The organism is Microbispora siamensis, assembly GCF_016863095.1.
In the GTDB taxonomy this organism is placed as follows: Bacteria; Actinomycetota; Actinomycetes; order Streptosporangiales; family Streptosporangiaceae; genus Microbispora; species Microbispora siamensis.
Genome location: NZ_BOOF01000010.1, coordinates 132,369 through 156,801 on the forward strand (window position 1 = coordinate 132,369; position 24,433 = coordinate 156,801).

Here is a 24,433-nt window from a genome sequence, read left to right on the forward strand (position 1 = left end):
CGTTGCCGTTACATGTCGATGTCGCGGAATCCGAACTTCTTTCACAGTGCAGCCACGTAATCACTTGGCAAAACGCGGAAGTGGCATGCACACTGTCCAACAGCGACGGATCACCTGAGGGAAGGTTGCGATGACGCGCCCCGACGTACTCAAGGCCGCACAGGACAATCTCTGGATGCACTTCACGCGCCACTCCTCCTATGAGGGAGGGGAGGTGCCCATGATCGTGCGCGGCGAGGGCGCCTACGTTTACGACGTCCACGGCAAGCGGTATCTCGACGGCCTGGCCGGGCTGTTCGTGGTCCAGGTGGGCCACGGCCGCGCCGAGCTGGCCGAGGCCGCCGCCAAGCAGGCACAGGAGCTCGCGTTCTTCCCCCTGTGGTCGTACGCGCACCCCAAGGCCGCCGAGCTCGCCGCGCGACTCGCGGAGCTCACCCCCGGCGACCTCAACCGCGTGTTCTTCACCACCGGTGGCGGCGAGGCCGTCGAGTCGGCCTGGAAGCTGGCCAAGCAGTACTACAAGATCAAGGGCAAGCCGCTGAAGACCAAGGTCGTCAGCCGGTCCATCGCCTACCACGGCACCCCGCAGGGCGCGCTGTCGATCACCGGCATCCCGGCGCTCAAGCAGGTCTTCGAGCCGCTGGTGCCCGGCGCGATCAAGGCCCCCAACACGAACCTCTACCGTGCCGACGAGATCTCCGGCTTCCCCGGCCTGGAGAAGGACCCCGAGGCGTTCGGCCGCTGGGCCGCCGACCAGGTCGGCAAGGCCATCGAGATGGAGGGCCCGGACACCGTGGCCGCCGTCTTCGTCGAGCCGGTGCAGAACGCCGGCGGCTGCTTCCCGCCGCCCCCCGGATACTTCCAGCGCCTGCGCGAGATCTGCGACGCCCACGACGTGCTGCTCGTGTCGGATGAGGTCATCTGCGCCTTCGGCCGGCTGGGCACGATGTTCGGCGGCCAGAAGTTCGACTACGTGCCGGACATCATCACCTGTGCGAAGGGTCTGACCAGCGGTTACTCGCCCATCGGCGCTATGATCGCCTCGGAGCGGCTGTTCGAGCCGTTCAAGAACGGCACCGAGACCTTCGCGCACGGCTACACCTTCGGCGGCCACCCGGTGTCGGCCGCCGTCGCCCTGGCCAACCTCGACATCTTCGAGCGGGAGGGACTGCTGGAGCACGTCACGGCCAACGAGCCGGTGTTCAAGGCGACCCTCGACCGGCTGCTGGACCTGCCGATCGTCGGCGACGTCCGCGGCTCGGGTTACTTCTACGGGATCGAGCTGGTCAAGGACAAGTCCACCAAGCAGACGTTCAACGAGGAGGAGTCGGAGCGCCTGCTGCGCGGCTTCCTCTCGAAGGCGCTGTACGACGCCGGCCTGTACTGCCGGGCGGACGACCGCGGGGACCCGGTCGTGCAGCTCGCCCCGCCGCTGATCTGCGGCCCCAAGGAGTTCGACGAGATCGAGTCGATCCTCCGTTCGGTGCTCACCGAGGCGTGGGCCCGCCTGTAGACCATCGAGCTCGTGCGGCCGGGTAGGGGGCGACCGTGACGAGTGACCGCTTGAAAGGACACAACTCATGAAGATCGGCGTGCCCGCCGAGGTCAAGAACCACGAATACCGCGTCGCCGCCACCCCGGCCGGCGTTCACGAGCTCGTCCGTCACGGCCACGAGGTCAGCGTCCAGCGCGGCGCCGGGCTCGGCTCCCACATCACCGACGAGGAGTACCTCGCGGCCGGCGCCAAGCTGGTCGAGGGCGCCGACGAGGTGTGGGCCGAGTCCGAGATGATCCTCAAGGTCAAGGAGCCGATCGCGGAGGAGTACCACCGGCTCCGCGCGGACCAGATCCTGTTCACCTACCTCCACCTCGCCGCCTCCCGCCCGTGCACCGACGCGCTGCTCGCGGCCGGCACCACCGCCATCGCGTACGAGACCGTCCAGGTCGGCAACGGCCTGCCGCTGCTGGCCCCGATGTCGGAGGTCGCCGGGCGGCTGGCCCCCCAGGTAGGCGCGTACAACCTCATGCGCTTCAACGGCGGCCGCGGCGTGCTCCCCGGCGGGGTGCCCGGCGTGGCCCCCGCCAAGGTCGTCGTGATCGGCGGCGGCGTCTCCGGCCTGAACGCGGCGCAGATCGCCGTCGGCATGGGCGCCGACGTGACGATCCTCGACGTCAACATCGACCGGCTGCGCTTCATCGACGCCATCTACCAGGGCCGGCTGAAGACGCTGGTCTCGACGTCGTACGCGATCGAGCGGGCCGTGGTCGAGGCCGACCTGGTCATCGGCGCCGTGCTCATCCCGGGCGCCAAGGCCCCGACGCTCGTCTCCAACGAGCTGGTCTCCCGCATGAAGCCGGGCTCCGTGCTCGTCGACATCGCGATCGACCAGGGCGGCTGCTTCGAGGACTCCCGCCCGACCACGCACGACGAGCCGACGTTCCGCGTGCACGAGTCGGTGTTCTACTGCGTGGCGAACATGCCGGGCTCGGTGGCCAACACCTCCACCTACGCCCTGACCAACGCGACCCTGCCCTACGTCGTCAAGCTCGCCGACAAGGGCTGGAAGGACGCGCTGCGCGGCGACGAGGCGCTCGGCCTGGGCCTCAACACCCACGCCGGCGTGCTCACCAACGAGCCGGTCGCGGCGGCGCACGACCTGCAGTACACGCCGGTCGCGGAGATCCTCGCCGCCTGACCGCATACGTGGGGGATCAGCGCAGACCGAGGCGTCTGCGCAGATCCCTCGCGGTGCCGAGCACGTGCTCGACCTCGGCCGGAGTGGGCCACGGGGCCGTGCCCGGCCGCAGCAGCGTCGCGCGCACCAGGCCGAGGTGCTCGATCGCGGCCCGGTGCAGCCCGCTCGCCCGTGCGAGCCGCCCCACGGTGTCCGCGGGGCCGGCCTCGTCCGGCACGTCGCCGGGGGTTAAGGCGCCTGTGGCCAGATCACCGGTGACCAGATCCCACGTGCCGAGGATCTCGACCAGGTCCTCGGGCTCCGCCGCCGGGTCGCCGCGCCTGCGCGCCGCCGCGACGGCGAGTTCCGCGCGTGCGGCCTGCCCGGGCTCCGCGGGCCGGCTCCAGTACGGCGGGGCCGGGTCGAGCAGGCATCCCTCGGCCTCGGGGGACGCGCCGAGCAGGGGCAGCAGCGTCCGCAGTTCGACCATGGCGCCGTGGTGCCCGCGTTCGGCCGCCCGCCTGAACCAGTGGCGTCCGCCCTTCAGGTCGTTGTGCTCCGCGACGAGCAGCAGCCCGAAGCGGAAGGCGGCCTCGGGGTCGTCGGCCGCGGCCCGCCCGTACCAGTGGGCTGCCGCCGCCTTGTCGTCCATCCGGGCGCAGACGAGACCGGCCATCCGCCGCGCGTCCGGCCGTCCGGTCTTCGCCGCCCGTTCGAAGCAGGCACGCGCCGTGGGCAGGTCGCCCCGGCACAGCGCCATGTCACCGAGCCGGAAGGCCGCCCCGGGGTGGTCGGCGCGGACGGCGAGCCGGTAGAACGCCTCCGCGCCCTTCTCGTCGCGGGCCGCGTGCAGGAGCAGGGCCATGTGATAGGCGGCCTCCGCGTGGCCGCCGCGCGCCGCGTACTCCCACCAGTGCAGCGCCTCCGCCTCGTCGCCCGCGGCGTAGCCCAGGAAGCCCAGGTCGTGGGCCGAGCGCAGGTCGCCGTCCACGGCCGCCCTGAAGTGCCAGCGCCGGGCGCCCATGCCGTCGCCCTGGTCCTCGCACAGCAATGCCAGCCGCCGGGCCGCGTGGCGGGAGCCGTCCTCGGCCGCCCGCTCGAACCACTTGCGCGCTCCGTCGGTGTCGCCGCGCCGCTCCAGCAGCAGCGAGGCCAGGTTCGTCGCCGCGTCGGCGTCGCCGGTGCCCGCCGCCAGCTCGAACCAGCCGATGGCCTCCTCGGTCGTCCCGTGCGTGCGGTGCCACAGCCCCAGGTTGAAGGCGCTGTCGACGTTGCCCGCCCGCGCCGCCCGTTCCCACCAGTGCCGGGCGCCCAGTCGGTCGTCGCGCTCCGCGCACAGCCGGCCCAGCCGGTGCGCCGCGTCGCGGTCGCCGTCGCGGGCCCTGTCGACCAGGTTCGCCTCGGCCGGGTCCAGGGGTTCAGGGGTACGCGGGACCGGTATCCCGGGCCACGCGGTCGCCTCCGTCGCTCCCACTAGTGTCATGGGAGACAGGGTGACACGTAACCGAGTCGTCACGGACGGTTATTGGTAAGACGTTGGTGTCAAGGGACGCGCTCGAACCTGACGAAGCCCACGTACATTCCCATCCCGCAGGCGTAACGCAGCCGCCCCTCCGGGCGGGCCGCGAGCCGCACCACGCGCTCGCCCGTCACGGGGAGCGCCACGTCGTGGTCGTCGATCGCGAGCGTGCGCGTGCAGCCCCGGTTGTCCTTCGTCCTGAAGACGATCTCGACGGGCCGACCGGCGGCGGCGACGGCGATGCCGGGCCGGAACCCCTCCGCGGTCGCCCAGATCGTGAGCCGCTGCACGCCGTCCGTTCCGGTGAGGGCGCGTCCCGCGGCGGCGGCGGGGGAGCCGAACTGCGGCAGCGAGAAGTCCGGCAGCCAGCCGCCGAGCCGCATGCCGGAGCCGACGGTGAACAGCCCGGCGGCCAGGGCCGCGATCCCCGCCAGGGCGGCCAGCCTGGTCATGGCGAGCGTACGCAGCAGCAGTCCCAGGGCGGCGAAGGCGGGCGCCGTGCCAAGGGCGAGCCCCGCGAGCGCGGCCGCGCCCCCGAGCGCGGAACCCGCGCCGACGGCCACGACCTCCATGCCGATCGTGACGCCGCACGGTACGAAGATCGTGGCCATGCCCAGTGCCGCCGCCCGCACGAGAGTCGGGGAGCGGGCACCGGTGCCCGGGGGACCGGTCCCGTGGGCTGCGCTGCCCAGTGGTGCGCGATCCTGTCCGTGCCCGCCGTCCGGGCACGAGCATCCGCGCGGGTCGCCGCTCACCGAGGCGGCCCCTTTACTCGCCGGCGCGCAGCCCGCATCCCGGCGCCGGCGGAGCATCCGTACGGCGAGGACGACCACCGCGGTTCCGGCGGCGACGAGCAGCGCCGCTCGGGTGCGCGGGCCGACCTGGACGACCGCGCCCGCGAGCCCGAGCAGCGCCCCGAGGGCGGTGTGGGCGGCGAGCCTGCCGGTCAGGAACGCGGCCACCGGCGGAAGTCCGCGCGACGGGCCGGGTGGGCTGCCGCGGCGGGAGACGAGGCCGATGAGGAGGCCGCCCTGGACCGCGGTGCACGACGCCGTGCCCGCGGCCAGGCCGGCGGCGAGGCCCCCGGCGAACAGGGCGGCCGGGTTCACGGTCAGCCGGTGAGCGCGAGGTCGTCCAGCGCGCCGGTCTTCGCCGCCTCCACGAGCGAGCCGAGCTGGTCGAGGCTCATCTCCACCTTCTGGCCGAAGTCGTCGGTGATGACGACCTGACGCTCTGCCGGGGCGGAGGCGTCCACGAACAGCTCGGGGCAGCCGCAGCTGCAGTTGCCACAGAATCGGGCGATGGACTTCACGCCAGTCCTCCTCGTACGGGCGGGGTCTTTGCTCGCAACGTAATGTGATCGTGTGGGGGCGACCAGTAACAGTTCGCTGACCGGGCGGAGAGAAGACCGCCACTACCGGCGGGCGGTCACGGCGCTCGGTTTCGCCGCGATTCGGATGAAGGAAAGTTGCAGAACCCTCACGAGTTTTGCAGATTATTGACCTGAGCTTGGGACGCCGCATATGGTCCGGACAAGATCCGCATCAGCTCAACCCCCCGGAGCGGTCAATGAAACGTCTGACAGCGGTCGCGGCGTTGCTCAGCCTCGCGGCCGTCGCGGCATGCAGCGGCGGCGGCACGAGCGGGAACTCCACAGGCGGCGGTGGCGGCGTCTACACCACGGTCGACATCAACAAGCCGTCGCTCGACGTCAACGCGCCGATCAATCCGTGGAACCCCAAGGGCAACGCGTTCTGGGGCTACAACGCGATGAGGATCGCCTGGGCGAAGAACACCCTCACCGACCCGAACCAGTTCTATCCGGGCATCGCGGCGAGCTGGGAGATCGCGCCGGACAACTCCTCGATCACCCTCCACCTGCAGCCGGGCAACAAGTGGTCCGACGGGCAGCCCGTCACCGCCGAGGACGTGAAGTTCTCCATCGCGCTGGCCTACACCCAGGGCAGCACCGCCTTCGCGATCGATCCCGGCGCGGCCGGCGCGGCCTCGGACGTCGAGGTCGTCGACGACAAGACCATCAAGATCACCCAGGACATGAAGAACCCCAGCGTCACGTTCGTGCGCGGGGTCATGGACGCCTTCGTGGTGCCGAAGCACGTGTGGCAGAGCGTCGTTCCCGGCGACTTCTGGGACACGCTCAAGACCGCCCGCGGCGACGGCCCGGAGGCGGAGGCTGCGCGCGGGCAGATCAAGGCGCTGTCGGAGAAGGTGCTCGCGTTCGCCCCGGCCCAGGACGTGTCCGCGGGGCCGTTCGTCCTCAAGCGGATGAACCCCGGCGAGGCGCTGCTGGTGAAGAACAAGAACTTCTACAACGCCGCCAACGTCGCGCCCGACCAGCTCAAGCTGCTCAACACCACCGGGAACGAGCAGATCTGGAACTACCTGACCTCGGGCAAGCTCGACAACGCCCCGTTCACCGCGGTGCCCGCCGACGTGATGAAGCGCATCAAGGCGACGCCCGGCAACCAGGTCATCAAGGGCTACTCCCCGGTGGCCGTCTCGCTGGCGTTCAACCAGTCGAAGAAGCCGTACGACAACGTGCACGTGCGGCGCGGGCTGGCCTACCTGATCAACCGTGAGGAGGTCACGCAGATCGCCTCTCCGGAGGGCGGCACGGCGGCCGTGACCACCTCGGGCATCCACCAGAAGGCCGCAAGGGAATGGCTCGGCGGCGAACTCGACACGCTGGAGCCGTACAAGCTGGACCCGGCCAAGGCGGACAAGGAGTTCACGGAGGCCGGCCTGCAGAAGAAGGACGGCAAGTGGGCGCTGGCCGACGGCAAGCCGTGGAAGGTGACCATCCACATCCCGGCGCCGTTCTCCGACTGGGTCTCCGCGGCCAAGGCCATCACCAGCCAGCTCACCACGGCCGGCGTGGACGCCGAGGTGGTGACCACCGCCGACTACCCGCTCTATCTGTCGGAGCTCGCCGAGGGCAAGTACGACCTGGGCTTCTGGCTCATCGCGCTCGGCCCCGCGCCGTACAACATCTTCCAGCGCCTGTACGGCTCCTCCAACGGCTGGAACATCCTCGGCGGCAAGGTCAAGCACTCGGCGCCCGGCAAGGACGGCAACTGGATGGGCGGCCCCGAGTCGATCGACGTCGAGGGCGTCGGCGCGGTCAACCCCGGTGAGCTGACCGCTCAGCTCAACAGCGTCAGCGGCGACGAGCAGAAGGCCGTCATCGCCAAGCTCGCCAAGGCGGCCAACCAGGACCTTCCGGTTATCCAGCTCTGGGACTACGTGAACACGCAGTTCGTCAACACCAACCGCTTCACCGGCTTCCCGCCTGACGACAGCGATCTGCTGCGCCAGCCCTCCGGCGTCTGGATCCAGCTCGGCCTGATCAAGAAGAAGCAGTAGTCCATGGCGGTTCTCCTCCGGCGGCTCGCGGGCCATGTGGCCCGCGGGTTCGTCATGATCCTGGTCGTCACGACGATCAGCTTTCTGATCATCAGGAGCGTCCCGGGCGACCCGCTCGCGGCCCGCTACCAGAAGCTCGTCGAGCAGGGCATGGCCCCCGACGCCGCCCAGCGCGCGGTCGAGGTGTTGTACGGCTTCACGCCGAAGGGCAGCCTGTGGGAGCAGTACCTCGACTACATGGGCGGGCTGGCCCGCCTCGACCTCGGGCAGTCGCTGTCCGTGCCCGGCGCCGACGTGTCCACCGTGCTGTTCTCCGCCGCCAAGTGGACCGTGATCCCGGTGCTCGCCGGGACGCTGCTGAGCTTCCTCGTCGGCGTCGTCATGGGCGTCTACGCGGCGATCAAGCGGACCGGCGTGCTGGGCGACCTCCTCGCGATCTCCGGATCGCTGCTGCACGGCGTCCCGCAGTACGTGCTGGCGCTGCTGCTGGGGGCGATCTTCACCACGCTGATCCCGGTCCTCCCTGCCGGGGGGACGGCCGACATCGTGATCGACCCCGGCTTCACCCCTGACTACATCGGCTCGCTGGTCCAGCACGCCACCCTGCCGGTCGTCACGTACGCGCTGGCGGGCTACGGCGGGTGGATCCTCGCGATGAAGTCGAGCGTGGTCACCGTGCTCGGCGACGACTTCATCCTGGCCGCGGAGCTGCGCGGGATGAAGCGCTCGATCATCTTCCGCTACGTGGCGCGCAACGCGATCCTGCCGCTGTTCACGATCCTGGCGCTCTCGCTGGGCCTGCTCTTCGGCGGCGCGATCTTCATCGAGCGTATCTTCAACTACCCGGGCCTGGGGCTGATGCTCATCGACAGCATCAACAACCGCGACTACTCCCTGATGGGCGGGGCGTTCCTGCTCATCACGACGGCGGTCGTCGTCGCGAACATCGCCGCCGACCTCCTCTACACGGTCATCGACCCCCGGGTGCGCAGCGGAGGGGAGGCCGCATGAGCGAGCGAAGCGAGCGAATCAGTAAACACAGCGTGCTGCGCGCATGCGACCCCGAGCCGCCAGGCGAGGGGGTTGCATGAGTGCCACGATCGTGCCGGAGGCGGAGGCGGGGGCCAGGGCGGCGGTCCGCCGCAACTTCTGGCGGGGCGTCTGGCGGGTCATGCGGCGCAAGCCGAGCAGGATGGCCGGGGCGGTCATCCTCGCGGTGTTCGCCTTCATGGGGATCTTCGGGCCGATGCTCTACCCCGACCCGTTGCCCCGCGACACGAGCGCGCTCTACGCCCCGCCTAGCCTGCGGCATCCGTTCGGCACCGACTTCGAGGGCACGGACGTGCTCGCCCTCGTCGTCACCGGTTCCCGGTACGTCCTGCTGACCGCCGTCGTGACGGCCGTCATCACGGTCGTGGTCGGCGCGGGCATCGGGCTGTTCGCCGGGTTCCGGCGGGGCCGCTGGGACACCGTGCTCATGCGGTTCACCGACATGAAGCTCACGATTCCCGGGCTGCCGCTGCTGCTGGTGCTGTCGACGGTGTGGAAGTTCACCGGCGCCGCCGAGATGGGACTGGTGCTCGGGCTGCTCGGCTGGGGCGGCGTGGCCCGGGCCGTGCGCTCCCAGACGCTGTCGCTGCGTGAGCGCGGCTTCATCGAGGCCGCCCGTGGGCTCGGCCTGTCCACGACGCACATCGTCGGCAGGGAGCTGCTGCCCGGCATGGCGCCGTACATCGCGATGAACGCGCTCATCGCGGTGACCGGCGCGGTCTACGCGCAGGTGGGCCTGTTCTTCCTGGGTGTGCTGCCGTTCGAGGCGAACAACTGGGGCGTCATGCTCAACCTCGCCGTCTTCGGTGGCGGCGCGCTGACCACGACGGCCGCGCTGCCGTATCTGCTGGCGCCGCTGCTGGCGATCCTACTGCTCACGCTCGGCATCGTGCTGGTCGTGGACGCCATGGACGAGATCTTCAACCCCCGGCTGCGGGAGGAGTGAGCATGGCTCCCGAGCAGAGTCCTCCCGGTCCTCCCGGCGTGCGGATCCGCGGGCTGACCGTGGTCTACCGCACCCCCGCCGGCGAGCTGCCGGCGGTGTCCGGCGTCGACCTCGACCTCGCGCCCGGCACGATCACCGGCGTCGTCGGCGAGTCTGGCTCCGGCAAGTCCACGCTCGCGCTGTCGCTGCTCAACGCCGTCCAGCCGCCCGGCAGGATCGCCGCGGGCAGCGTCGAGATCGACGGCCTCGGCGACGTCGTGGCGCTCGGCGGCGAGGGACTGCGCCGGGCCCGGGGGCGGCACGTCGGGTACGTCTTCCAGGCGGCGCAGAACTCCCTCAACCCGCTCAAGACGGTCGGCAAACAGGTGCTCGACCTGGGCCGCTCCCACGGCGTCGAGGACCCGCGCGGCCTGCTGGCGGACGCCCGGGACCTGCTCGGCCGGATGGGCCTGGACGGCGCCCGGGTGCTCGACTCCTACCAGCACGAACTGTCCGGCGGCATGCGCCAGCGGGTCGGCATCATGCTGGCCCTGGTGCTGAACGCCCGCCTCGTCGTGCTGGACGAGCCCACGACCGCCCTCGACATGATCACGCAGGCGACGATCCTGCGCATCGTCCGGGAGGTCCACGCCGAGCGGGGGCTCACCACGCTCGTCATCACCCACGACCTCGGGGTGGTCGCCGAGGTCGCCGACCGGCTCGCGGTCATGTACGGCGGGCGGGTGGCCGAGCAGGGCCCGACCCGCGAGGTGCTGGCCGGGCCGCGCCACCCGTACACGCGGGGGCTGCTCGGGGCCATCCCGCGCCTCGTCGGCGACATCGGCGAGGCGCGCGCCCTGCCGGGCCGCCCGCCGACGCTGGCCGACATCCCGGCCGATGGGTGCGTGTTCCGCGAGCGCTGCCCGCTGCGGATGGACGTGTGCGAGACCGGCAGCCCGCCCGTCGTCACCCGGGGCTCCCGGTCGGCGGCGTGCCACGCCGTACGGGACGGCGACGGGGACAGGCCGGCCGTGGCCGCTGCGACGGGGGAGGACCAGGCATGATCAGCGGGACCGGCATCACGAAGACGTTCACGCAGCGCGGCGGGGTCCTCGGAGCGCGGGAGGTCCCGGCGCTGCGCGGCGTGGACTTCGCGATCCCGAAGGGCGGCGCCGTCTCGTTCATCGGCGAGTCGGGCTGCGGCAAGACCACGCTCGGCCGGATCATCGCCGGGCTGGAGACCTGCGACTCCGGCGAGATCGTCATCGACGGCGTGGCGATGTCGTCGCTGAGCCACCGGAGGCGGCAGCCGTACTTCCGCCGGGTGCAACTCATCCACCAGGACCCGTACTCCGCGCTGAACCCGACGCGGACGATCCATCAGGCGCTGGCCGCGCCGCTCGCGCTGCGGGCGAGGCAGACCGGCCGGCCGCGTTCGTGGGCCGACGAGCGGGCGCGGGAACTGCTGGGCCTGGTCGGACTCGACCCCGGCTACGTGCTGCCGCGCTATCCGCACCAGTTGTCCGGCGGCATGCGCCAGCGCGTGGTGATCGCCCGCGCGCTCACCGTCGATCCCGAGGTCCTGGTCGCCGACGAGGCCGTCTCGATGATCGACGTGTCGCTGCGCCTGGGCATCCTCGCGCTGCTGAAGGACCTGCGCGAGCGCCTCGGGGTGAGCGTGCTGTTCATCACCCACGACGTGGCGACGGCCCGCTACATCGGCACCGACGGCGAGCTGTACGTCATCTACCGCGGCCAGGTGGTCGAACGCGGCCCGGTCGAGAGCGTCATCTCCGCTCCGGTGCACCCCTACACGCAGGCGCTGCTGTCGGCCATTCCGGTGCTGCACGGCCTGGAGTCGCCGGGCGAGCAGCGGGTCGTGCCGGTGGAGGCGTCGGGGGAGCACCCGGACGGCTGCCTGTTCGCGCCGCGCTGTCCGTTCAGGACCGAGCGGTGCGAACGCGAGCGGCCCGCGCTCGGCCGCGACGGCGACGTGCCGCAGGAGCACGCCTGCTTCCATCCCGAGCGCCGCAGCGTGGTCGCCGTGCCGGTGAGCCGCCGGTGAGGAGTCGTTTCGGACGTGTACGGCGATCGGGGGAGGCCGGAGATGGAAACCGACGACAGGGACGAGATGACTGACCCACTGACGGGCCTGTCCACAGAGCTCGATGTCGAGCGAAGCGAGCTGCATACAGAGCGAAGCGAGCTCAATGTCGAGCGAAGCGAGCTCTATACAGAGCAGAGCGATCCGCGGTACCGCGAGATCGACCGGCTCCCGACCGAGGAGATCGCCCGCCTGATGAACGCGGCCGACGCCACGGTGCCCGGCGCGGTGGCCCTGGCCATTCCGGACGTCTCGGCCGCCATCGACGCGATCGCCAGCCGCATGGCGGAGGGCGGACGCCTGTTCTATGTGGGGGCGGGCACGTCTGGCAGGCTCGGCGTCCTCGACGCCTCCGAATGCCCGCCGACCTTCGGCACCGACCCCGAACTCGTGCAGGGGGTCATCGCGGGCGGCGAGGCCGCGCTGACCCGGTCGGTCGAGGGCGCCGAGGACGACCACGACGGCGGGGCGGCGGCCATCGCCGGCCGCGGCCTGAGCCCGCTCGACTCGGTCGTGGGGATCTCCGCCAGCGGTCGCGCGCCGTTCGTACTCGGAGCGCTGGACGAGGCCGCCCGTCGCGGAGCGTTGACCGTGAGCGTGTCCTGCAACCCGGGGTCGCCGCTGTCGGAGCGGGCCGAGCATCCGATCGAGGTGGTGGTGGGCCCCGAGGTGGTGGCCGGCTCCACCCGGCTCAAGGCGGGGACCGCCCAGAAGCTCGTGCTCAACATGATCTCCACGATCGTGATGATCCGGCTCGGCAGGACGTACGGGAACGCCATGATCGAGGTCTCGGCGGTGAACGAGAAGCTCGCGGGCAGGGCGACGCGGATCGTCGGCGACATCACCGGCGCCGGGTCCGCCGCCGCGCGGGCCGCGCTGGAGGCGGCGGACTGGAACGTCAAGGTGGCCGTGCTGATGATCGAGCGCGATCTCGGCCCGGACGGCGCCCGGGCGCTGCTGAAGGCCAACGGCGACCGGCTGGAGGCCGCCCGCCACGCCGGAGGCGCCGCCTGACGAGTGCCGGCCGGGCGGGGCGGAGGGCGTGTCGAGGCGGTCGCGCCCTCGCCGAACCGGCGGACCGGATGGGTTCCCGCGGGTGGGTCAGGCCGAGCGGGCGCGGCGGTGCGCGTCGCCGAGGTAGTCGGCGAGCGCGTCGCGGGTCGCGCGTAAGGCGGCGTCGGAGGTGTCGAACGTGCGCTGCGCGACGCCGACGAAGACGCAGTCGACGATGAGCAACTGGCTGATCCGGCTGGCCAGCGCGCCCGGCCGGAACGCCGTCTCGCGCCCGGCGGAGATCAGGACGTGGTCGGCGAGCCCGGCCAGCGACGAGCGCGGGTTGTTCGTGATCGCCACGACCGTCGCGCCGGCCTTGCGGGCGACCCGCGCCGGGCCGAGCACGTCGGGTGTCTCGCCGGTGCAGCTCACCCCGACGGCCACGTCCCCCTCGCGGAGCAGCGCGGCGCTGGTGAGCGCGAGGTGCGCGTCGGTGAAGTAGTGACCGGGCAGCCCGATCCGCATCAGCTTCTGCGCCATGTCGGCCGCGACGAGTCCCGAGGCGCCCACGCCGTACACGTCCACGCGGCGGGCGCCCGCGACGGCCTCCACCACCGCGCCGAGCCCGTCGGGGCTGAGCTGGGCCGCCGTGTCCGCGAGCGCCTGCGACTCGGCCCGGGTGACCTTGGCGATCACGTCGGTCAGAGGGTCGTCCGGGGCGAGGTCGCCGGGCACGAGCCGCTCGGGGGTGTCCCTGGCCACGGCCGCGGCGAGCGCGAACCGCAACTGGGAGTAGCCGGCGAAGCCCAGCGCCCGCGCGGTCCGCACGATCGTCGCCTCGCTGATCCCCGAGACCGCGCTGACCTCCGTGATCGTGCTGCGGGCCACCATGGCGGGGTCGTCGAGGATGAGGCGCGCGATGGTCTGGGCGGCGGGGGTGAGCGAGGGCAGCACCGCACGCACCGTGGCGATCGGGTTGACCGGTGCGGCGCCCTCGTTCTCGTTCATCTCCTGCAGCCTCTCCTGTGCGCGATCAGCTTAGATCCCTGCGCCCGCCGGTGCGGGGCAACGGGACCAGAAGTCCACATGTCGAGACATGTACGGCGTGACCTGGGTATCCGGCATCGTCTCCCACGAGGACCTCTTGGGGCAGATTACACGTCTATGACACTTTCTTTTATCCGCATTGATCTGAAAGTAAGTTTCTGCCAGTGTCGTGATCGCCGCATCCCCCCGGCTTTCGGAGGTCCGATTGAGCTCCCCCTCCCGGCGTGCCGTGCTGCGCGGCCTGGCCCTCGCCGCCGCGGCGTCGGCCGTCCCGCTGCCGGCCCTCGCCGCATCACCCGCTTCCGCCCTCTCCGCCTCTCCCGCCGGGTACGTCCCGCCGCTGCGCCAGATGCGCGGCATGTGGATCGCCTCGGTCGTCAACATCAACTGGCCGTCGAAGACCGGGCTGACGCCCGAGCAGCAGCAGGCCGAGTTCACCGCCTGGCTCGACCTTGCCGTCGCTCGCCGGCTCAACTCCGTGTTCGTGCAGATCAGGCCGACCGCCGACGCCTTCTGGCCGTCGCCGTACGAGCCGTGGTCGCAGTATCTGACCGGGGTCCAGGGGCAGGACCCGGGCTACGACCCGCTGGGCTTCGCCGTCGAGGCGGCCCACCGGAGGGGCCTGGCGTTCCACGCCTGGTTCAACCCGTATCGCGTGTCCATGCAGGCGGACCCGGCCAAGCTGCACCCCGACCACCCGGGCCGCAAACACCCCGAGTGGATCGTCTCGTACGGCGGGAAGCTCTACTACAACCCCGGCATCCCCGAGGTGCGGGCGTTCGTGCAGGACGCGATGATGGACGCCGTCACCCGCTACGACATCGACGGCGTGCACTTCGACGACTACTTCTACCCGGTCAACACCACGGCGTTCGACGACAGCGCCGCCTACGCGGCGTACGGCGCGGGCTTCCCCGACCTGGCCTCCTGGCGGCGCAACAACGTCGACCTGCTGGTGCAGGAGATGCAGCGGCGTGTGCGGCAGGCCAAGCCCGAGGTGATCTGGGGCATCGGCCCTTCGGGCATCTGGCGCAACAAGGCCACCGACCCTCTCGGCTCCGACACCAGCGGCGGCCAGTCGTACGACAACCTGCACGCCGACACCCGCGGCTGGGTGAAGAAGGGCTGGCTCGACTACGTCGCGCCGCAGCTCTACTGGTACATCGGCCAGTCGAACGCCGACTACGCCAAGCTCGTCCCCTGGTGGTCCGACGTGGCCGCGGGCACCGGCGTCCAGCTGTGGATCGGCCAGGCGGCGTACAAGGCGGGGGCGGCGGGGCAGCCCGCCGAGTGGTCCCAGCCGGACGAGCTGTCCCGGCACCTCACGCTCAACCGCGACCACCCGGAGGTCGGCGGGGACATCTGGTACAACGCGGCCGACGTCCGCGACGACCGGCTCGGGTCGATCGGTGCGGTCGTGAACGGGCACTACACGCGTCCGGCGCTCGCGCCGCTGCTGCCCAGGCTCGCGGGCGGCGAGCCGCCGCGTCGTCCCGTGCTCGCCTCGGCGCGCCGCGTGAGCGGGGGCGTGGAGTTGCACGTCGAGGCCACCGGACCCCGCGCCCCGTTCCAGTTCGCCGTCTACCGGTTCGACCGGCCCGCCCGCCGGCAGGACTTCGGCGACGCGGCGCACCTGGTCGCGGTCGTCCCTGCGGGCAGGCACGTCCGCTGGGTGGACCCGGACGGCGCGCCCGGCCACCGCTACCACGTCACGGCCGTCGACCGGGCGTCCCGGCAGAGCGAGCCGAGCCACGAACGCAGGGTCCACTGAAGGCAGGGTCCACTGAGAGCAGGACCGAGTGGTCCTCCGGCCGGAGCGGGACGCCGTAGCGCACCGGCGTCCCGCCCGGCCGTTCCCCTCTGCCGGTCCGCCCTGCAGGTCCGCACGGTCAGGCGGTGCGGGCCGTCATAGAGGGGCCGTCAGTGGGCGCGGGTGAGCTCGGCGAGGTGGGCGTTGAGCGCCTTCCACGCCTGCCATGCCCGCGTCGCCCCGAACTGCGCGTTGAAGCGCAGCACGGCCCGCACGTCCTCGGGTGACGCGCCGGCCCCGAGGGCGCGGCCCACGTGGATGCGGAACGTCTCGTCCAGCGTCTGGTAGTGCACGTCGATGCTCATCGTCATGAACGCCCGCTCGCGGACGCTCAACGTGCCCGGCCCCTGGACGCCCCGCATCCGTGACTGAAGGTCGAAGTACTCCAGGAAGTACGGGTCGAGCTCGGTCAGCTCGGCCCGCACCGGCTCGGGCAGCGGGGTCGGCGCCGCGCCGGGACCGGTCTCCAGCAGTTCGCCGGGCAGCGGTTCGGCGTCCGGGCGGGGCAGCCCGGCCGCGGCCTCGATCTCGGCGAGCCGCTCCAGCGCGGCCAGCGCGGCGACGTACCCGCTGTCGTAGGAGATCAGGCGCAGCAGCGCCCGCATGTCCGCGGTGGAGACGCCGCGCCGCAGGCCCGCGCGGACGTGCATCTCGAACGGGAACCCGAGGGCCGGCTGGCAGACGTCCGCCACCAGGGCCAGGAACACCTTCTCGCGGTCGGTCAGCTCGGGCACCGCCCAGCAGTGCCCGACGCTGGCGGCCGCCATCTGAGCGAACACCGGGTCCATCTCGTTGATCGTGTCGAAGTCCGTCGAAGCGTGGACGGTCACAGGAGTCGCTCCTTTGGTGAACGGTTGTAGCGCTACGACTGTAGCGTTAAAGGTGTCCTCGTACAATGGGCTGGTCATGGAAGCCACCACACCCCCGACTCCCGCCGCCCGCCGCCGTCCGAACGCGCGGGGGCAGGGCGAGCGGCTGCGCGAGGAGATCGTCGCGGCGGCCATGCGCATGCTCGACGACCTCGCCGACGACGAGGCGCTGTCGCTGCGGGCCGTGGCCCGCGAGGTGTCGATCGCGGCCACCTCGGTCTACCTGCACTTCCCCGACCGCGACGCGCTCGTGCTCGCGGTGCTGCGGCGCTGTCACGAGGAACTGGTGCGGGCCGGCGACGAGGCCGACGCGGCGCACGAAGACCCGGGAGCCCGCCTGCGGGCCCGGATCCTCGCGCAGGCCGCCTGGGCGCACGAGCATCCGGGCCTCTACAAGGTGCTGCACGAGAGCGCGGTCCACCGCAGGCTCGGCATGCCGTTCAAGGAGGTGCTGGTCGCCAGGACCACGGAGGCGGTCCAGCGCTGCATGGACGCCGGGGTCGCCCCGCGCGACGACGCGGCGACGGTCGCGATCGACCTGCGCACGGCGGTGAACGGCATGCTGTCGCAGCGGATCAACGAGCCCGACCTGCACTGGCCACCCGCCGAGGAGCAGATCGACCGTTTCCTCACCAAGCTCGTCGGCCTCCCGCCGAGAGCCGGCTGAAAGATCCTTGCGAGGCAGGCGTGCGCGTACTCGGGCTGATCTCGGGAACCTCCCACGACGGGATCGACTGCGCGCTCGTCCGCTGGTCGCGGGACGGCGACCTGCTCACCGGGGTCGTGGAGCACACCGGCACGGTGCCGTACCCGCCCGGCCTGCGGGCCGCGATCGTCGCCGCGCTGCCGCCGAACCCCGCGGACATGGGCGAGGTCTGCCGTCTCGACACGCTCGTGGGCCGGGCGTTCGCCGAGGCGGCGGCGACCTGCCCCGCCGCCGACCTCGTCTGCTCACACGGGCAGACGATGTACCACTGGGTGGAGGACGGGCGCGTGCGCGGGACGCTCCAACTCGGCCAGCCCGCCTGGATCGCCGAACGGCTCGGCGTGCCGGTCGTGTCGGACCTGCGGGTGCGGGACGTGGCCGCAGGCGGGCAGGGCGCGCCGCTCGTGTCCGCCTTCGACCTGCCGCTGCTGTCCGGGCTGCCCGCCTCGGCGGGGCGGGCCGGCGCGCTCAACCTCGGCGGCATCGCGAACCTCACCGTGTGCGAGCCCCCGCTCGCGTACGACATCGGCCCAGCCTCGGCGCTCATGGACGCGGCCGTACGCGCCGCCACCGGCATGCCGTACGACGAGGACGGCAGGCTGGCCGCGTCGGGGAAGGTCCACGAGGGACTGCTGGCCGAGTTGCTGGCCGAGCCGTACTATCACCTGCCGCCGCCGAAGACGACGGGCAAGGAACTGTTCCACGCGGGCTATCTGGACCGGGTCGCTGGGCCGTACGCGCTGGGCCTGCCGGACCTGGTGGCGACGCTCACGGCGCTCACCGCCGAGACGGTCGCGGCGGAGATCCGGCGGCACGGGCTCGGCACGGTCGTCGTCTCCGGCGGCGGTGTGCGCAACCCGGCTCTGATGCGCGCGCTGCGTGAGCGGGCCGAAGGCGTGCGGCTGCTGCCGAGCGACGACCTCGGCGTGCCCTCGGACGCCAAGGAAGCGGTCGCGTTCTCCTATCTCGGCTGGCTGACCGCGCACGGCCTGCCCGGCACGGTGCCGGCCTGCACCGGCGCGGCCGGATCGCGGGTGCTCGGCACGATCACCCCGGGCCGCGGGCCGCTGCGGCTGCCGGAACCGCTGGACCTGCCGCCCCGGAGCATCCGGATGGAAGGGCGAGGGGCGGCGCGCCGCACCTCGCCCTTATCCTGATGGCCTTCACCGGCTCAGCGCGCGGCGCGCAGCGCCGCGATGAACCACTCGTAGGAGGGCACCCCGGACGGGAACGGGGGCGTGCCGTTGAGCACGCCGAGCAGTTGCCAGTAGCGCTCCACCCTGCGGTCGGTGAACCGCTCCAGCATGTCGGCGAGCCGTGCGCGTTCGGCGGCGGGCACATCCGGACCCACCAGCCGGTCCACGATCCGCTCGCCCTCCGCCGACTCCGGGGCGATCCCCTGGTCCAAGGCCCGCCCGGCCTCGTCCAGGACCGCCTGCGAGTCGTACGGCACCGGCGTCACGGGCTCGGCGGGGCCGAGCGCCATCCCGCGCACCCGCTCCCGGAAGGCCGGGTCGGAGACCAGTTCGGCGAGCTCGATCCAGGCCTCCACCTGCTCGGTGGTGGGTTCGTCCGGCAGCGCTTCGGGCAGGCGGCGCATGCTCTGGGCGATTCCGGCGCCGGGCGCGTCGGGGTCGGTGCCCGCGAACACCTCGTCGACGAAGTCGTCGATGATGCGCTGCCGTTCCCGTGCCGACAGCTGAGCCAGTTCGTGCATGAGTCTCATCTCCTCGATGGTGCCGTCGCGTTCCGCGATCGACCGCATGACGGCGCGCCGCGCCCGGAGGACGGCGATCTCCGCGTCCAGCGCGGCGACGTGTGCCCTGGCGACCTCCGCGAGACCGACGCGCCTGGTAACGACCCGCTCCACGGTGGCGAGGTCGAGCCCCAGGTCGCGCAGCGTACGCACGAGGTGCAGCCGGGCCACAGCCGCGGCGTCGTACAACCGGTAACCGCTCGCCGACCGCCCTGCCGGTTGGACGATCCCGATGTCGGACCAGAACCGGATCGTGCGGGCCGGCACGCCGGTCAGCCGCGCGAGCCGCCCGATCGTGAGCGGTCCGAGATCGTCCCCCTCGCCGGTGTCCCGGGAGGCGTCGGCCGAATCCGTGCGGCGCGGCTCCGTGTGGTCGTTCACATGCACAGCCTCGACCTTCCAGTCACTGGAAGCTCAACTACTTTTTCGAGACGGCCGCCATGGCCGCTGTCCCGCCGCCTCCGGCCGGAGACGCGGCGCTTGACCCTGACACCGCGTGAGGCATTGGAATCGCCACACCATGTTCACCATCGGAGACTTCGCCAGGCACGGCCGCGTGTCGGTCCGCATGCTGCGCCACTACGACGCGATCGGGCTGCTCCGCCCGGCCCACGTCGATCCCGCGAGCGGCTACCGCTTCTACGAGGCAGGCCAGCTCGCCCGTCTCAACAGGATCACCGCGCTCAAGGCCCTTGGCTTCACCCTCAGGCAGGTACGGGAGGTCCTGGACGAGCAGGTGAGCGCCGAGGAGCTGCGCGGGATGCTGCGGCTGCGGCAGGCGGAGCTGGAGGCGGCGATGGCCGCCGCGGCGGCCCGGCTGGCCCAGGTCGAGGCGAGGCTCCGGACGATCGAGAGTGAGGGACACATGAACACCGACGACGTGGTGGTCAAGCGCATCCCCGCCGTCCGGGTGGCGGAACTCAGCGGCGTGGCGCGCAGCTACGAGCCGGAGGACATCGGCCCGGTCGTCGGCCCGCTGTTCGACGAACTGTGCCGCAGGCTGGACGAGGCCGGGGTGACCCCGGTGGGGCCGGGGATCGCCTACTACGAGGACGACCCCGGCGGCGACGGGATCCTCGCGCACGTGGCGATGCCGGTCGCGGTCGCGCCCGGGGACGGTCACGACTTCGCGATCGTGGACCTGCCCGCGATCGAGCGGGCGGCCACGATCGTGCATCGCGGCCCGATGGACGACGTCCTCCCGACCACCCAGACGCTGGCCCGGTGGATCGCCGACGGCGGTCACCGCTCCGCCGGGTACGCCAGGGAGCTCTACCTGGAGGCCGGGGAGGATCCCGCCCGATGGGTCACCGAGCTCCAGGAGCCGCTCGCCGGCTAGAGCGAGGTACGAGGCCGAGATCCGCGGTGCGTTCTGGTAGACGGCTGGGCTCACGCCGCCTCTTCCTGTGCGGCCACTCGGCTGCACGCGGTCTCGTCGTCGTGCACCGGCTTCGCGGCCGGTGACCCGCCCGTCGGCTTGCCGGCGGGGAGGGCGACGGCGGGGATGACCGCGGCGATCGCGATGCCGATCGCCCACCAGAACGCGCCGTGGAAGGCACCCGTGGCGCCGTGGCCGAGGAGCGACTGCAGGGCGACGGCGACGATCGCGGTGCCGAACGAGGCTCCCACCTGCTGGGCGATGCGGGTGCTCATGGTGGCGTGCGGGATGCCCGCCGGTCGGACGTCCTGGTAGGCGACGGACATCGGCGGGATCAGCACCGCCCCGACCCCCAGGCCGCGAACCAGCAGCACGGCTCCCAGCCACCACAGGCTCGTACCCGGCCCGGCGAGTGCGAACGGGACGGTGGCGACGGCGGCGAGCAGGAAGGCGGCGATCGTCACGGCGCGCGCCCCGAACCGGTCGACCAGCGTGCCGATCACGAAGCGCGCGGCGAGCGCGCCCACACCCTGCGGGATCATCAGCAGCCCGGCGTCCAGCACGCTGTCGCCCCGCGACTGCTGGTAGTACAGCGGCAGCAGGAACATGCCCGCGTACATCGCCGCGCCGGCGGTGAACAGGACCGCGGAGGCACTGCCGAGCGAGCGCACGCGCAGCAGCCGGACGTCGACGATCGGCTCGCGCTCGCCGGGCCGCGACGCCCAGGCGATGAACGCGGCCAGCAGGACGACCCCGGCCGACAGCGGCACCAGCACCCCGGCGCGGCCGATCCCGCCGTCCTCGGACAGCTCCGAGAGGCCGAGCAGGATCCCCGTCAGCGCCGGCGCGAGCAGCATCAGGCCGATCCACTCCAGGCGCCCGCGCCCGGCCGAGGAGCCGGGGTGGTCGGCGGGCAGGAACCGCCACGCCAGCAGCAGCCCGGCGGCGATCACGGGCACGTTGATGAGGAACAGCCAGCGCCAGCTCAGCCAGCTCAGGATCACGCCGCCGATCACCGGGCCGAGGATGGGGCCGAGCGCGATCGGCAGGCTGACGGCCGCCATCAGCCGGCTGCTGACACGCCCGCCCGCGGCTCTCACCGCGAGCGTCTGCATCAGCGGGAAGATCAGCCCGGCGCCGAAGCCCTGCAGCACCCGGAAGCCGATCAGCCCGGCGTCGCTCCAGGCCATCGCGCACAGCGCCGAGGCGAGCACGAACAGCACCAGCGCGGCCATCCAGACCCGCTTGCCGCCCCAGCGGCGCTCCGCCCACCCGGTGACCGGGATCGCGACGGCCATCGCCAGCAGGAAGCCGGTGGTGACCCACTGGATCGTGCCGGCGGTCGAGTGCAGCTTCACCGCCAGCGTGTGGATCGCCAGCGTCACCATCGTCGAGTCGAGGATCGCCGCGATGCCGCCCACGACCAGCGCGATCAGCGCGTTCTTCACCTGCGGCGACAGCTTCGCCTCGGTGGTCTCCGTCATCGTCTCACCCTCAGATAAGAGTGGAATCCATCTCTTATGAAGGTGGAGCGCCTTGCTAGGGAATGCAAACCTTCCTTATAGTGAAGCCGTGACCACATCCGCCGCCGCGCCCTCCCGCCAGCGCCGACGCGGGCCCGAGCTCGAGGCCGCACTGCTGGACGCGGCCTGGGACGAGCTGGTGGAGGTCGGCTTCGCGAAACTGACCATGGAGTCCGTCGCCTCTCGCGCCGGCACCGGCATCGCCGTGCTGTACCGCCGCTGGGCCAACAAGGACCAGCTCGTGCTCGCCGCGCTCGAGCATTACCGGAACAGCCACCCGGTCGACATCCCCGACAACGGCACCCTGCGCGGCGACCTCCTCGCCGCACTGACCGGCATGGGCGAGGCCCGCGCCGCCTTCTTCGCCATCGCCGCGGCCGCCGCCTTCTCGGGGCTACTGGCCGGCACCGGGCTCACTCCCGCCCAGGTGCGCGACCGGATCATGGGCGACAAAGCGCTCTCGCGCGTCCGGACCATCTACCGGCGCGCCCATGACCGCGGCGAGATCGACCTGGAACGGATCCCGCCCGCGGTGCTCGCGCTGCCGTTCGACCTGGTGCGCCACGACCTGCTCATGGACCTCAAACCCCTGAAGCCCGCGCGCATCCGGTCGATCGTCGACGAGCTCTTCCTCCCCCTCGTCCGCGAGCACCACAACGGGCCGGGTCCGGCGTAGAGGCAGGCGCGTACGGCGTCTCAGAGCCAGCCGGGTTTGACCAGGCCCGACTCGTAGGCGATCACGACGAGCTGGGCCCGGTCGCGGGCGTGGAGCTTGCTCATCGTGCGGCTCACGTGGGTCTTGGCCGTCGCCGGGGACATGTAGAGCCTGGCGGCGATCTCGTCGTTCGTCATGCCGGTGCCCACGAGCGCGAGCACCTCCCGCTCCCGTTCGGTGAGCGGGTCGAGACGGGTCGCGATGCCGGGCTCCTTGGCGCGGGCGACGTACTCGGCGATGAGCCGGCGCGTCACGCCGGGGGACAGCAGGGCGTCGCCTGAGGCCACCACCCGGACGGCCTGGATCAGCTCGGCCGGCTCGGTGTCCTTGACCAGGAAGCCGCTCGCGCCGCCGCGCAGGGCCTCGAAGACGTACTCGTCCAACTCGAACGTGGTGAGCATGACGATCTTCACGTCGGCGAGGGCGGGGTCGTCGCCGATGCGGCGGGTGGCCGTCAGGCCGTCGGTGCCGGGCATGCGGATGTCCATCAGCACCACGTCGGGGCGCAGGTCCCGGGTGAGCAGGACGGCCTGCTCGCCGTCGCCGGCCTCGCCCACGACGGTCATGCCCTCCTGCGCGTCGAGCAGGGCCCGGAACCCGGCCCGGACCAGTGCCTGGTCGTCGGTGAGCAGGACGCGTATCAATTCGGCTCCTTCTGGTCGGTGGACGGGGGTAGGGGGAGACGGGCCTCGACGCGGAAGCCGCCGCCGGGCCGGGGGCCCGCGGTCAGCGATCCTCCGAGCGCCGCGGCCCGCTCGCGCATGCCGGGGATGCCGTTGCCGCTGCCGAGGCCCGCCTCGGCCCGCGCCGTTCCCGCCCCGTCGTCCTCGATCGTCACGGTCACCTCCTCGGCCGCGTACGCCACGCGTACGGTCACCCGGGAGCCGGGAGCGTGCCGCGAGACGTTGGTCAGCGACTCCTGCACGATCCGGTAGCCGGCCCGGTCGATGCCGGCGGGCAGCGGGCGCTCCTGCCCGGTGACCTCCAGCGTGACCCGCAGCCCGCTGCGCTCGGCGAGGTCGGACAGGTGGGCCATCCCGGCGATGGGGGAGCGCGGCGCGCCGTCCCTGAGCAGGCTCAGCACGCCGCGCATCTCGGTCAGCACGTCCTTGGACGCCTGCTTGATCGTGCTCAGCGCGGTGCGGGCCTGCTCGGGGTGGTCGTCCAGGATGTGCAGGGCGGTGGACGCCTGGACGTGGATCAGCGAGATGTTGTGGGCGAGCACGTCGTGCAGTTCCTGGGCCATGGTGAGCCGTTCCTCGCTCGCCTGCCGCCGGGCCTCCTCCCGCGCCACCCGCTCGCGTTCGGCGAGGCGCTCGCGGCGCATCCGGTAGAACTCCGCCACGGTGAGCGTGAGCAGCAGGTAGGCCGCGACCGCGGTGTGGTGGAAGAGACTCGCCCGGTGGGGGATGAACCAGGTGGCGTAGGCGATCACGAACAGGAAGAACGCCCCCGACGACAGCCACGCCGTACGGCGGTGCCCGGACATCACCGCGTTGAAGACCACGATGATCTGGCTGAGGAACACCGGCCCGTACGCGAAGTCGAGCAGGAGATAGACCGAGGTCGCGATGAGCGTGACGACCAGGGCGGCCACCGGCGCGCGGCGGCGCAGCGCGAGCGCGAGCGGCCCGACCAGCAGCAGCGCGTAGCCCCACCAGGTCAGCGGCGCCCGCCCGAGGTCCGGGTTCCGCAACTGCCAGTACTGGGCGCCCATCGTCAGGAACACCTGGAGGAACCCGACGATGACCGGCAGAACGGGATCGATGCGGTGGTACATCGCGGAACGGGAACGCACATCCGCACGCTAGGCCATCGCCGCTGGTCACCGCATCCGCCCGGCGCGGCAGTCCGCCGTACGCCGGAAGGAGTAGCGTGTTTCCCGCTCCGCGCGTCGGCTCGCTCGGCCGCTCCCGCGTCCAAAAGCGGACAATCCCGCAGCGTTTCTGACTCCCGTGAGTCATGCTGGAGTGATCGCT

At 71.9% G+C, this 24,433-nt stretch carries 22 protein-coding genes; 13 read left to right on the top strand and 9 right to left on the bottom strand.

What is annotated here, in order from left to right:
• Nucleotides 1–130: 130 nt before the first annotated feature.
• Together Msi02_RS11825 and ald are read left to right on the top strand one after the other, a co-directional pair.
• Complete coding sequence (locus tag Msi02_RS11825) at nucleotides 131–1,513, top strand: aspartate aminotransferase family protein (protein WP_079319250.1); 1,383 nt, start codon at nucleotides 131–133, stop codon at nucleotides 1,511–1,513.
• A 67-nt stretch (nucleotides 1,514–1,580) separates the two neighbouring features.
• A complete protein-coding gene (ald, locus tag Msi02_RS11830) occupies nucleotides 1,581–2,696 on the top strand; it encodes an alanine dehydrogenase (RefSeq protein ID WP_204048381.1) in 1,116 nt (371 codons plus the stop codon).
• A 16-nt stretch (nucleotides 2,697–2,712) separates the two neighbouring features.
• Here the strand turns inward: ald and Msi02_RS11835 are convergent, their stop codons facing one another.
• Genes Msi02_RS11835 through Msi02_RS11845 form a run of 3 tightly spaced genes read right to left on the bottom strand, consistent with a single transcriptional unit; the run spans nucleotide 2,713 to nucleotide 5,506 of the window.
• The gene (locus Msi02_RS11835; protein ID WP_204048382.1) at nucleotides 2,713–4,158 is read right to left on the bottom strand and encodes a tetratricopeptide repeat protein; all 1,446 of its coding nucleotides are present in this window, start codon (nucleotides 4,156–4,158) and stop codon (nucleotides 2,713–2,715) included.
• Nucleotides 4,159–4,217: 59 nt separating this feature from the next.
• Entirely contained in the window at nucleotides 4,218–5,303 is a 1,086-nt protein-coding gene (locus Msi02_RS11840; protein ID WP_204048383.1) for an urease accessory protein UreH domain-containing protein, read from the bottom strand.
• Nucleotides 5,304–5,305: 2 nt separating this feature from the next.
• Nucleotides 5,306–5,506: a hypothetical protein gene (locus tag Msi02_RS11845; RefSeq protein ID WP_143737724.1), complete on the bottom strand. Its 201-nt coding sequence runs from the start codon at nucleotides 5,504–5,506 to the stop codon at nucleotides 5,306–5,308.
• A 257-nt stretch (nucleotides 5,507–5,763) separates the two neighbouring features.
• On the opposite strand from Msi02_RS11845, the gene Msi02_RS11850 reads away from it, so the two are divergent.
• The 6 genes from Msi02_RS11850 (at nucleotide 5,764) to murQ (ending at nucleotide 12,671) form a co-directional block, all read left to right on the top strand.
• On the top strand, nucleotides 5,764–7,578 hold the full coding sequence (locus Msi02_RS11850; protein WP_204048384.1) for an ABC transporter substrate-binding protein: 1,815 nt from the start codon (nucleotides 5,764–5,766) through the stop codon (nucleotides 7,576–7,578).
• Nucleotides 7,579–7,581: 3 nt separating this feature from the next.
• Nucleotides 7,582–8,589, top strand: coding sequence for an ABC transporter permease (locus Msi02_RS11855; protein ID WP_204048385.1), 1,008 nt, complete (start codon nucleotides 7,582–7,584; stop codon nucleotides 8,587–8,589).
• Nucleotides 8,590–8,665: 76 nt separating this feature from the next.
• The gene (locus Msi02_RS11860; RefSeq protein ID WP_204048386.1) at nucleotides 8,666–9,574 is read left to right on the top strand and encodes an ABC transporter permease; all 909 of its coding nucleotides are present in this window, start codon (nucleotides 8,666–8,668) and stop codon (nucleotides 9,572–9,574) included.
• A gap of 2 nt (nucleotides 9,575–9,576) precedes the next feature.
• Complete coding sequence (locus Msi02_RS11865) at nucleotides 9,577–10,617, top strand: ABC transporter ATP-binding protein (protein ID WP_239108323.1); 1,041 nt, start codon at nucleotides 9,577–9,579, stop codon at nucleotides 10,615–10,617.
• The gene (locus Msi02_RS11870; RefSeq protein WP_204048387.1) at nucleotides 10,614–11,618 is read left to right on the top strand and encodes an ABC transporter ATP-binding protein; all 1,005 of its coding nucleotides are present in this window, start codon (nucleotides 10,614–10,616) and stop codon (nucleotides 11,616–11,618) included. The genes Msi02_RS11865 and Msi02_RS11870 overlap by 4 nt, the downstream gene beginning before the upstream one ends.
• A gap of 66 nt (nucleotides 11,619–11,684) precedes the next feature.
• On the top strand, nucleotides 11,685–12,671 hold the full coding sequence (gene murQ, locus Msi02_RS11875; protein WP_204048388.1) for an N-acetylmuramic acid 6-phosphate etherase: 987 nt from the start codon (nucleotides 11,685–11,687) through the stop codon (nucleotides 12,669–12,671).
• 87 nt (nucleotides 12,672–12,758) lie between these two features.
• Here murQ and Msi02_RS11880 read toward each other — a convergent pair whose 3' ends face one another.
• Nucleotides 12,759–13,658, bottom strand: a complete 900-nt coding sequence (locus Msi02_RS11880) for a MurR/RpiR family transcriptional regulator (protein ID WP_079319258.1) — start codon at nucleotides 13,656–13,658, stop codon at nucleotides 12,759–12,761.
• Nucleotides 13,659–13,902: 244 nt separating this feature from the next.
• Here Msi02_RS11880 and Msi02_RS11885 point away from each other — a divergent pair, with 244 nt between their 5' ends.
• Nucleotides 13,903–15,468 (top strand): glycoside hydrolase family 10-like protein, encoded by a 1,566-nt coding sequence (locus tag Msi02_RS11885; protein ID WP_204048389.1) that lies wholly within the window; start codon nucleotides 13,903–13,905, stop codon nucleotides 15,466–15,468.
• Between the two features lie 149 nt (nucleotides 15,469–15,617).
• On the opposite strand, the gene Msi02_RS11890 is transcribed toward Msi02_RS11885, so the two are convergent.
• On the bottom strand, nucleotides 15,618–16,337 hold the full coding sequence (locus Msi02_RS11890) for a carboxymuconolactone decarboxylase family protein (protein WP_239108324.1): 720 nt from the start codon (nucleotides 16,335–16,337) through the stop codon (nucleotides 15,618–15,620).
• Between the two features lie 76 nt (nucleotides 16,338–16,413).
• Between Msi02_RS11890 and Msi02_RS11895 the strand changes: the two genes are divergently transcribed.
• Together Msi02_RS11895 and Msi02_RS11900 are read left to right on the top strand one after the other, a co-directional pair.
• A complete protein-coding gene (locus Msi02_RS11895) occupies nucleotides 16,414–17,043 on the top strand; it encodes a TetR/AcrR family transcriptional regulator (protein ID WP_204048391.1) in 630 nt (209 codons plus the stop codon).
• 20 nt (nucleotides 17,044–17,063) lie between these two features.
• Nucleotides 17,064–18,239, top strand: a complete 1,176-nt coding sequence (locus tag Msi02_RS11900; RefSeq protein WP_204048392.1) for an anhydro-N-acetylmuramic acid kinase — start codon at nucleotides 17,064–17,066, stop codon at nucleotides 18,237–18,239.
• A 14-nt stretch (nucleotides 18,240–18,253) separates the two neighbouring features.
• Here Msi02_RS11900 and Msi02_RS11905 read toward each other — a convergent pair whose 3' ends face one another.
• Nucleotides 18,254–19,219 carry a helix-turn-helix domain-containing protein gene (locus tag Msi02_RS11905; RefSeq protein WP_204048393.1) on the bottom strand — a complete coding sequence of 322 codons (966 nt, stop codon included), beginning with the start codon at nucleotides 19,217–19,219 and terminating at the stop codon, nucleotides 18,254–18,256.
• A 139-nt stretch (nucleotides 19,220–19,358) separates the two neighbouring features.
• On the opposite strand from Msi02_RS11905, the gene Msi02_RS11910 reads away from it, so the two are divergent.
• Nucleotides 19,359–20,177 carry a MerR family transcriptional regulator gene (locus tag Msi02_RS11910; RefSeq protein ID WP_204048394.1) on the top strand — a complete coding sequence of 273 codons (819 nt, stop codon included), beginning with the start codon at nucleotides 19,359–19,361 and terminating at the stop codon, nucleotides 20,175–20,177.
• 50 nt (nucleotides 20,178–20,227) lie between these two features.
• Here Msi02_RS11910 and Msi02_RS11915 read toward each other — a convergent pair whose 3' ends face one another.
• Nucleotides 20,228–21,700 carry an MDR family MFS transporter gene (locus Msi02_RS11915; protein ID WP_204048395.1) on the bottom strand — a complete coding sequence of 491 codons (1,473 nt, stop codon included), beginning with the start codon at nucleotides 21,698–21,700 and terminating at the stop codon, nucleotides 20,228–20,230.
• 88 nt (nucleotides 21,701–21,788) lie between these two features.
• Between Msi02_RS11915 and Msi02_RS11920 the strand changes: the two genes are divergently transcribed.
• The gene (locus Msi02_RS11920; protein WP_204048396.1) at nucleotides 21,789–22,415 is read left to right on the top strand and encodes a TetR/AcrR family transcriptional regulator; all 627 of its coding nucleotides are present in this window, start codon (nucleotides 21,789–21,791) and stop codon (nucleotides 22,413–22,415) included.
• Nucleotides 22,416–22,435: 20 nt separating this feature from the next.
• Here the strand turns inward: Msi02_RS11920 and Msi02_RS11925 are convergent, their stop codons facing one another.
• Complete coding sequence (locus Msi02_RS11925; protein WP_204048397.1) at nucleotides 22,436–23,098, bottom strand: response regulator transcription factor; 663 nt, start codon at nucleotides 23,096–23,098, stop codon at nucleotides 22,436–22,438.
• The gene (locus Msi02_RS11930) at nucleotides 23,095–24,252 is read right to left on the bottom strand and encodes a sensor histidine kinase (protein ID WP_239108325.1); all 1,158 of its coding nucleotides are present in this window, start codon (nucleotides 24,250–24,252) and stop codon (nucleotides 23,095–23,097) included. The genes Msi02_RS11925 and Msi02_RS11930 overlap by 4 nt, the downstream gene beginning before the upstream one ends.
• Nucleotides 24,253–24,433 lie beyond the last annotated feature (181 nt).

Coding starts and splice junctions, on each gene's coding strand:
- Msi02_RS11860 (WP_204048386.1), top strand. CDS start 8,666: ATGAGTGCCACGATCGTGCCGGAGGCGGAGGCGGGGGCCAGGGCGGCG.
- murQ (WP_204048388.1), top strand. CDS start 11,685: ATGACTGACCCACTGACGGGCCTGTCCACAGAGCTCGATGTCGAGCGA.
- Msi02_RS11825 (WP_079319250.1), top strand. CDS start 131: ATGACGCGCCCCGACGTACTCAAGGCCGCACAGGACAATCTCTGGATG.
- Msi02_RS11910 (WP_204048394.1), top strand. CDS start 19,359: ATGTTCACCATCGGAGACTTCGCCAGGCACGGCCGCGTGTCGGTCCGC.
- Msi02_RS11895 (WP_204048391.1), top strand. CDS start 16,414: ATGGAAGCCACCACACCCCCGACTCCCGCCGCCCGCCGCCGTCCGAAC.
- Msi02_RS11835 (WP_204048382.1), bottom strand. CDS start 4,158: ATGACACTAGTGGGAGCGACGGAGGCGACCGCGTGGCCCGGGATACCG.
- Msi02_RS11870 (WP_204048387.1), top strand. CDS start 10,614: ATGATCAGCGGGACCGGCATCACGAAGACGTTCACGCAGCGCGGCGGG.
- Msi02_RS11880 (WP_079319258.1), bottom strand. CDS start 13,658: ATGAACGAGAACGAGGGCGCCGCACCGGTCAACCCGATCGCCACGGTG.
- Msi02_RS11850 (WP_204048384.1), top strand. CDS start 5,764: ATGAAACGTCTGACAGCGGTCGCGGCGTTGCTCAGCCTCGCGGCCGTC.
- Msi02_RS11915 (WP_204048395.1), bottom strand. CDS start 21,700: ATGACGGAGACCACCGAGGCGAAGCTGTCGCCGCAGGTGAAGAACGCG.
- Msi02_RS11855 (WP_204048385.1), top strand. CDS start 7,582: ATGGCGGTTCTCCTCCGGCGGCTCGCGGGCCATGTGGCCCGCGGGTTC.
- Msi02_RS11865 (WP_239108323.1), top strand. CDS start 9,577: ATGGCTCCCGAGCAGAGTCCTCCCGGTCCTCCCGGCGTGCGGATCCGC.
- ald (WP_204048381.1), top strand. CDS start 1,581: ATGAAGATCGGCGTGCCCGCCGAGGTCAAGAACCACGAATACCGCGTC.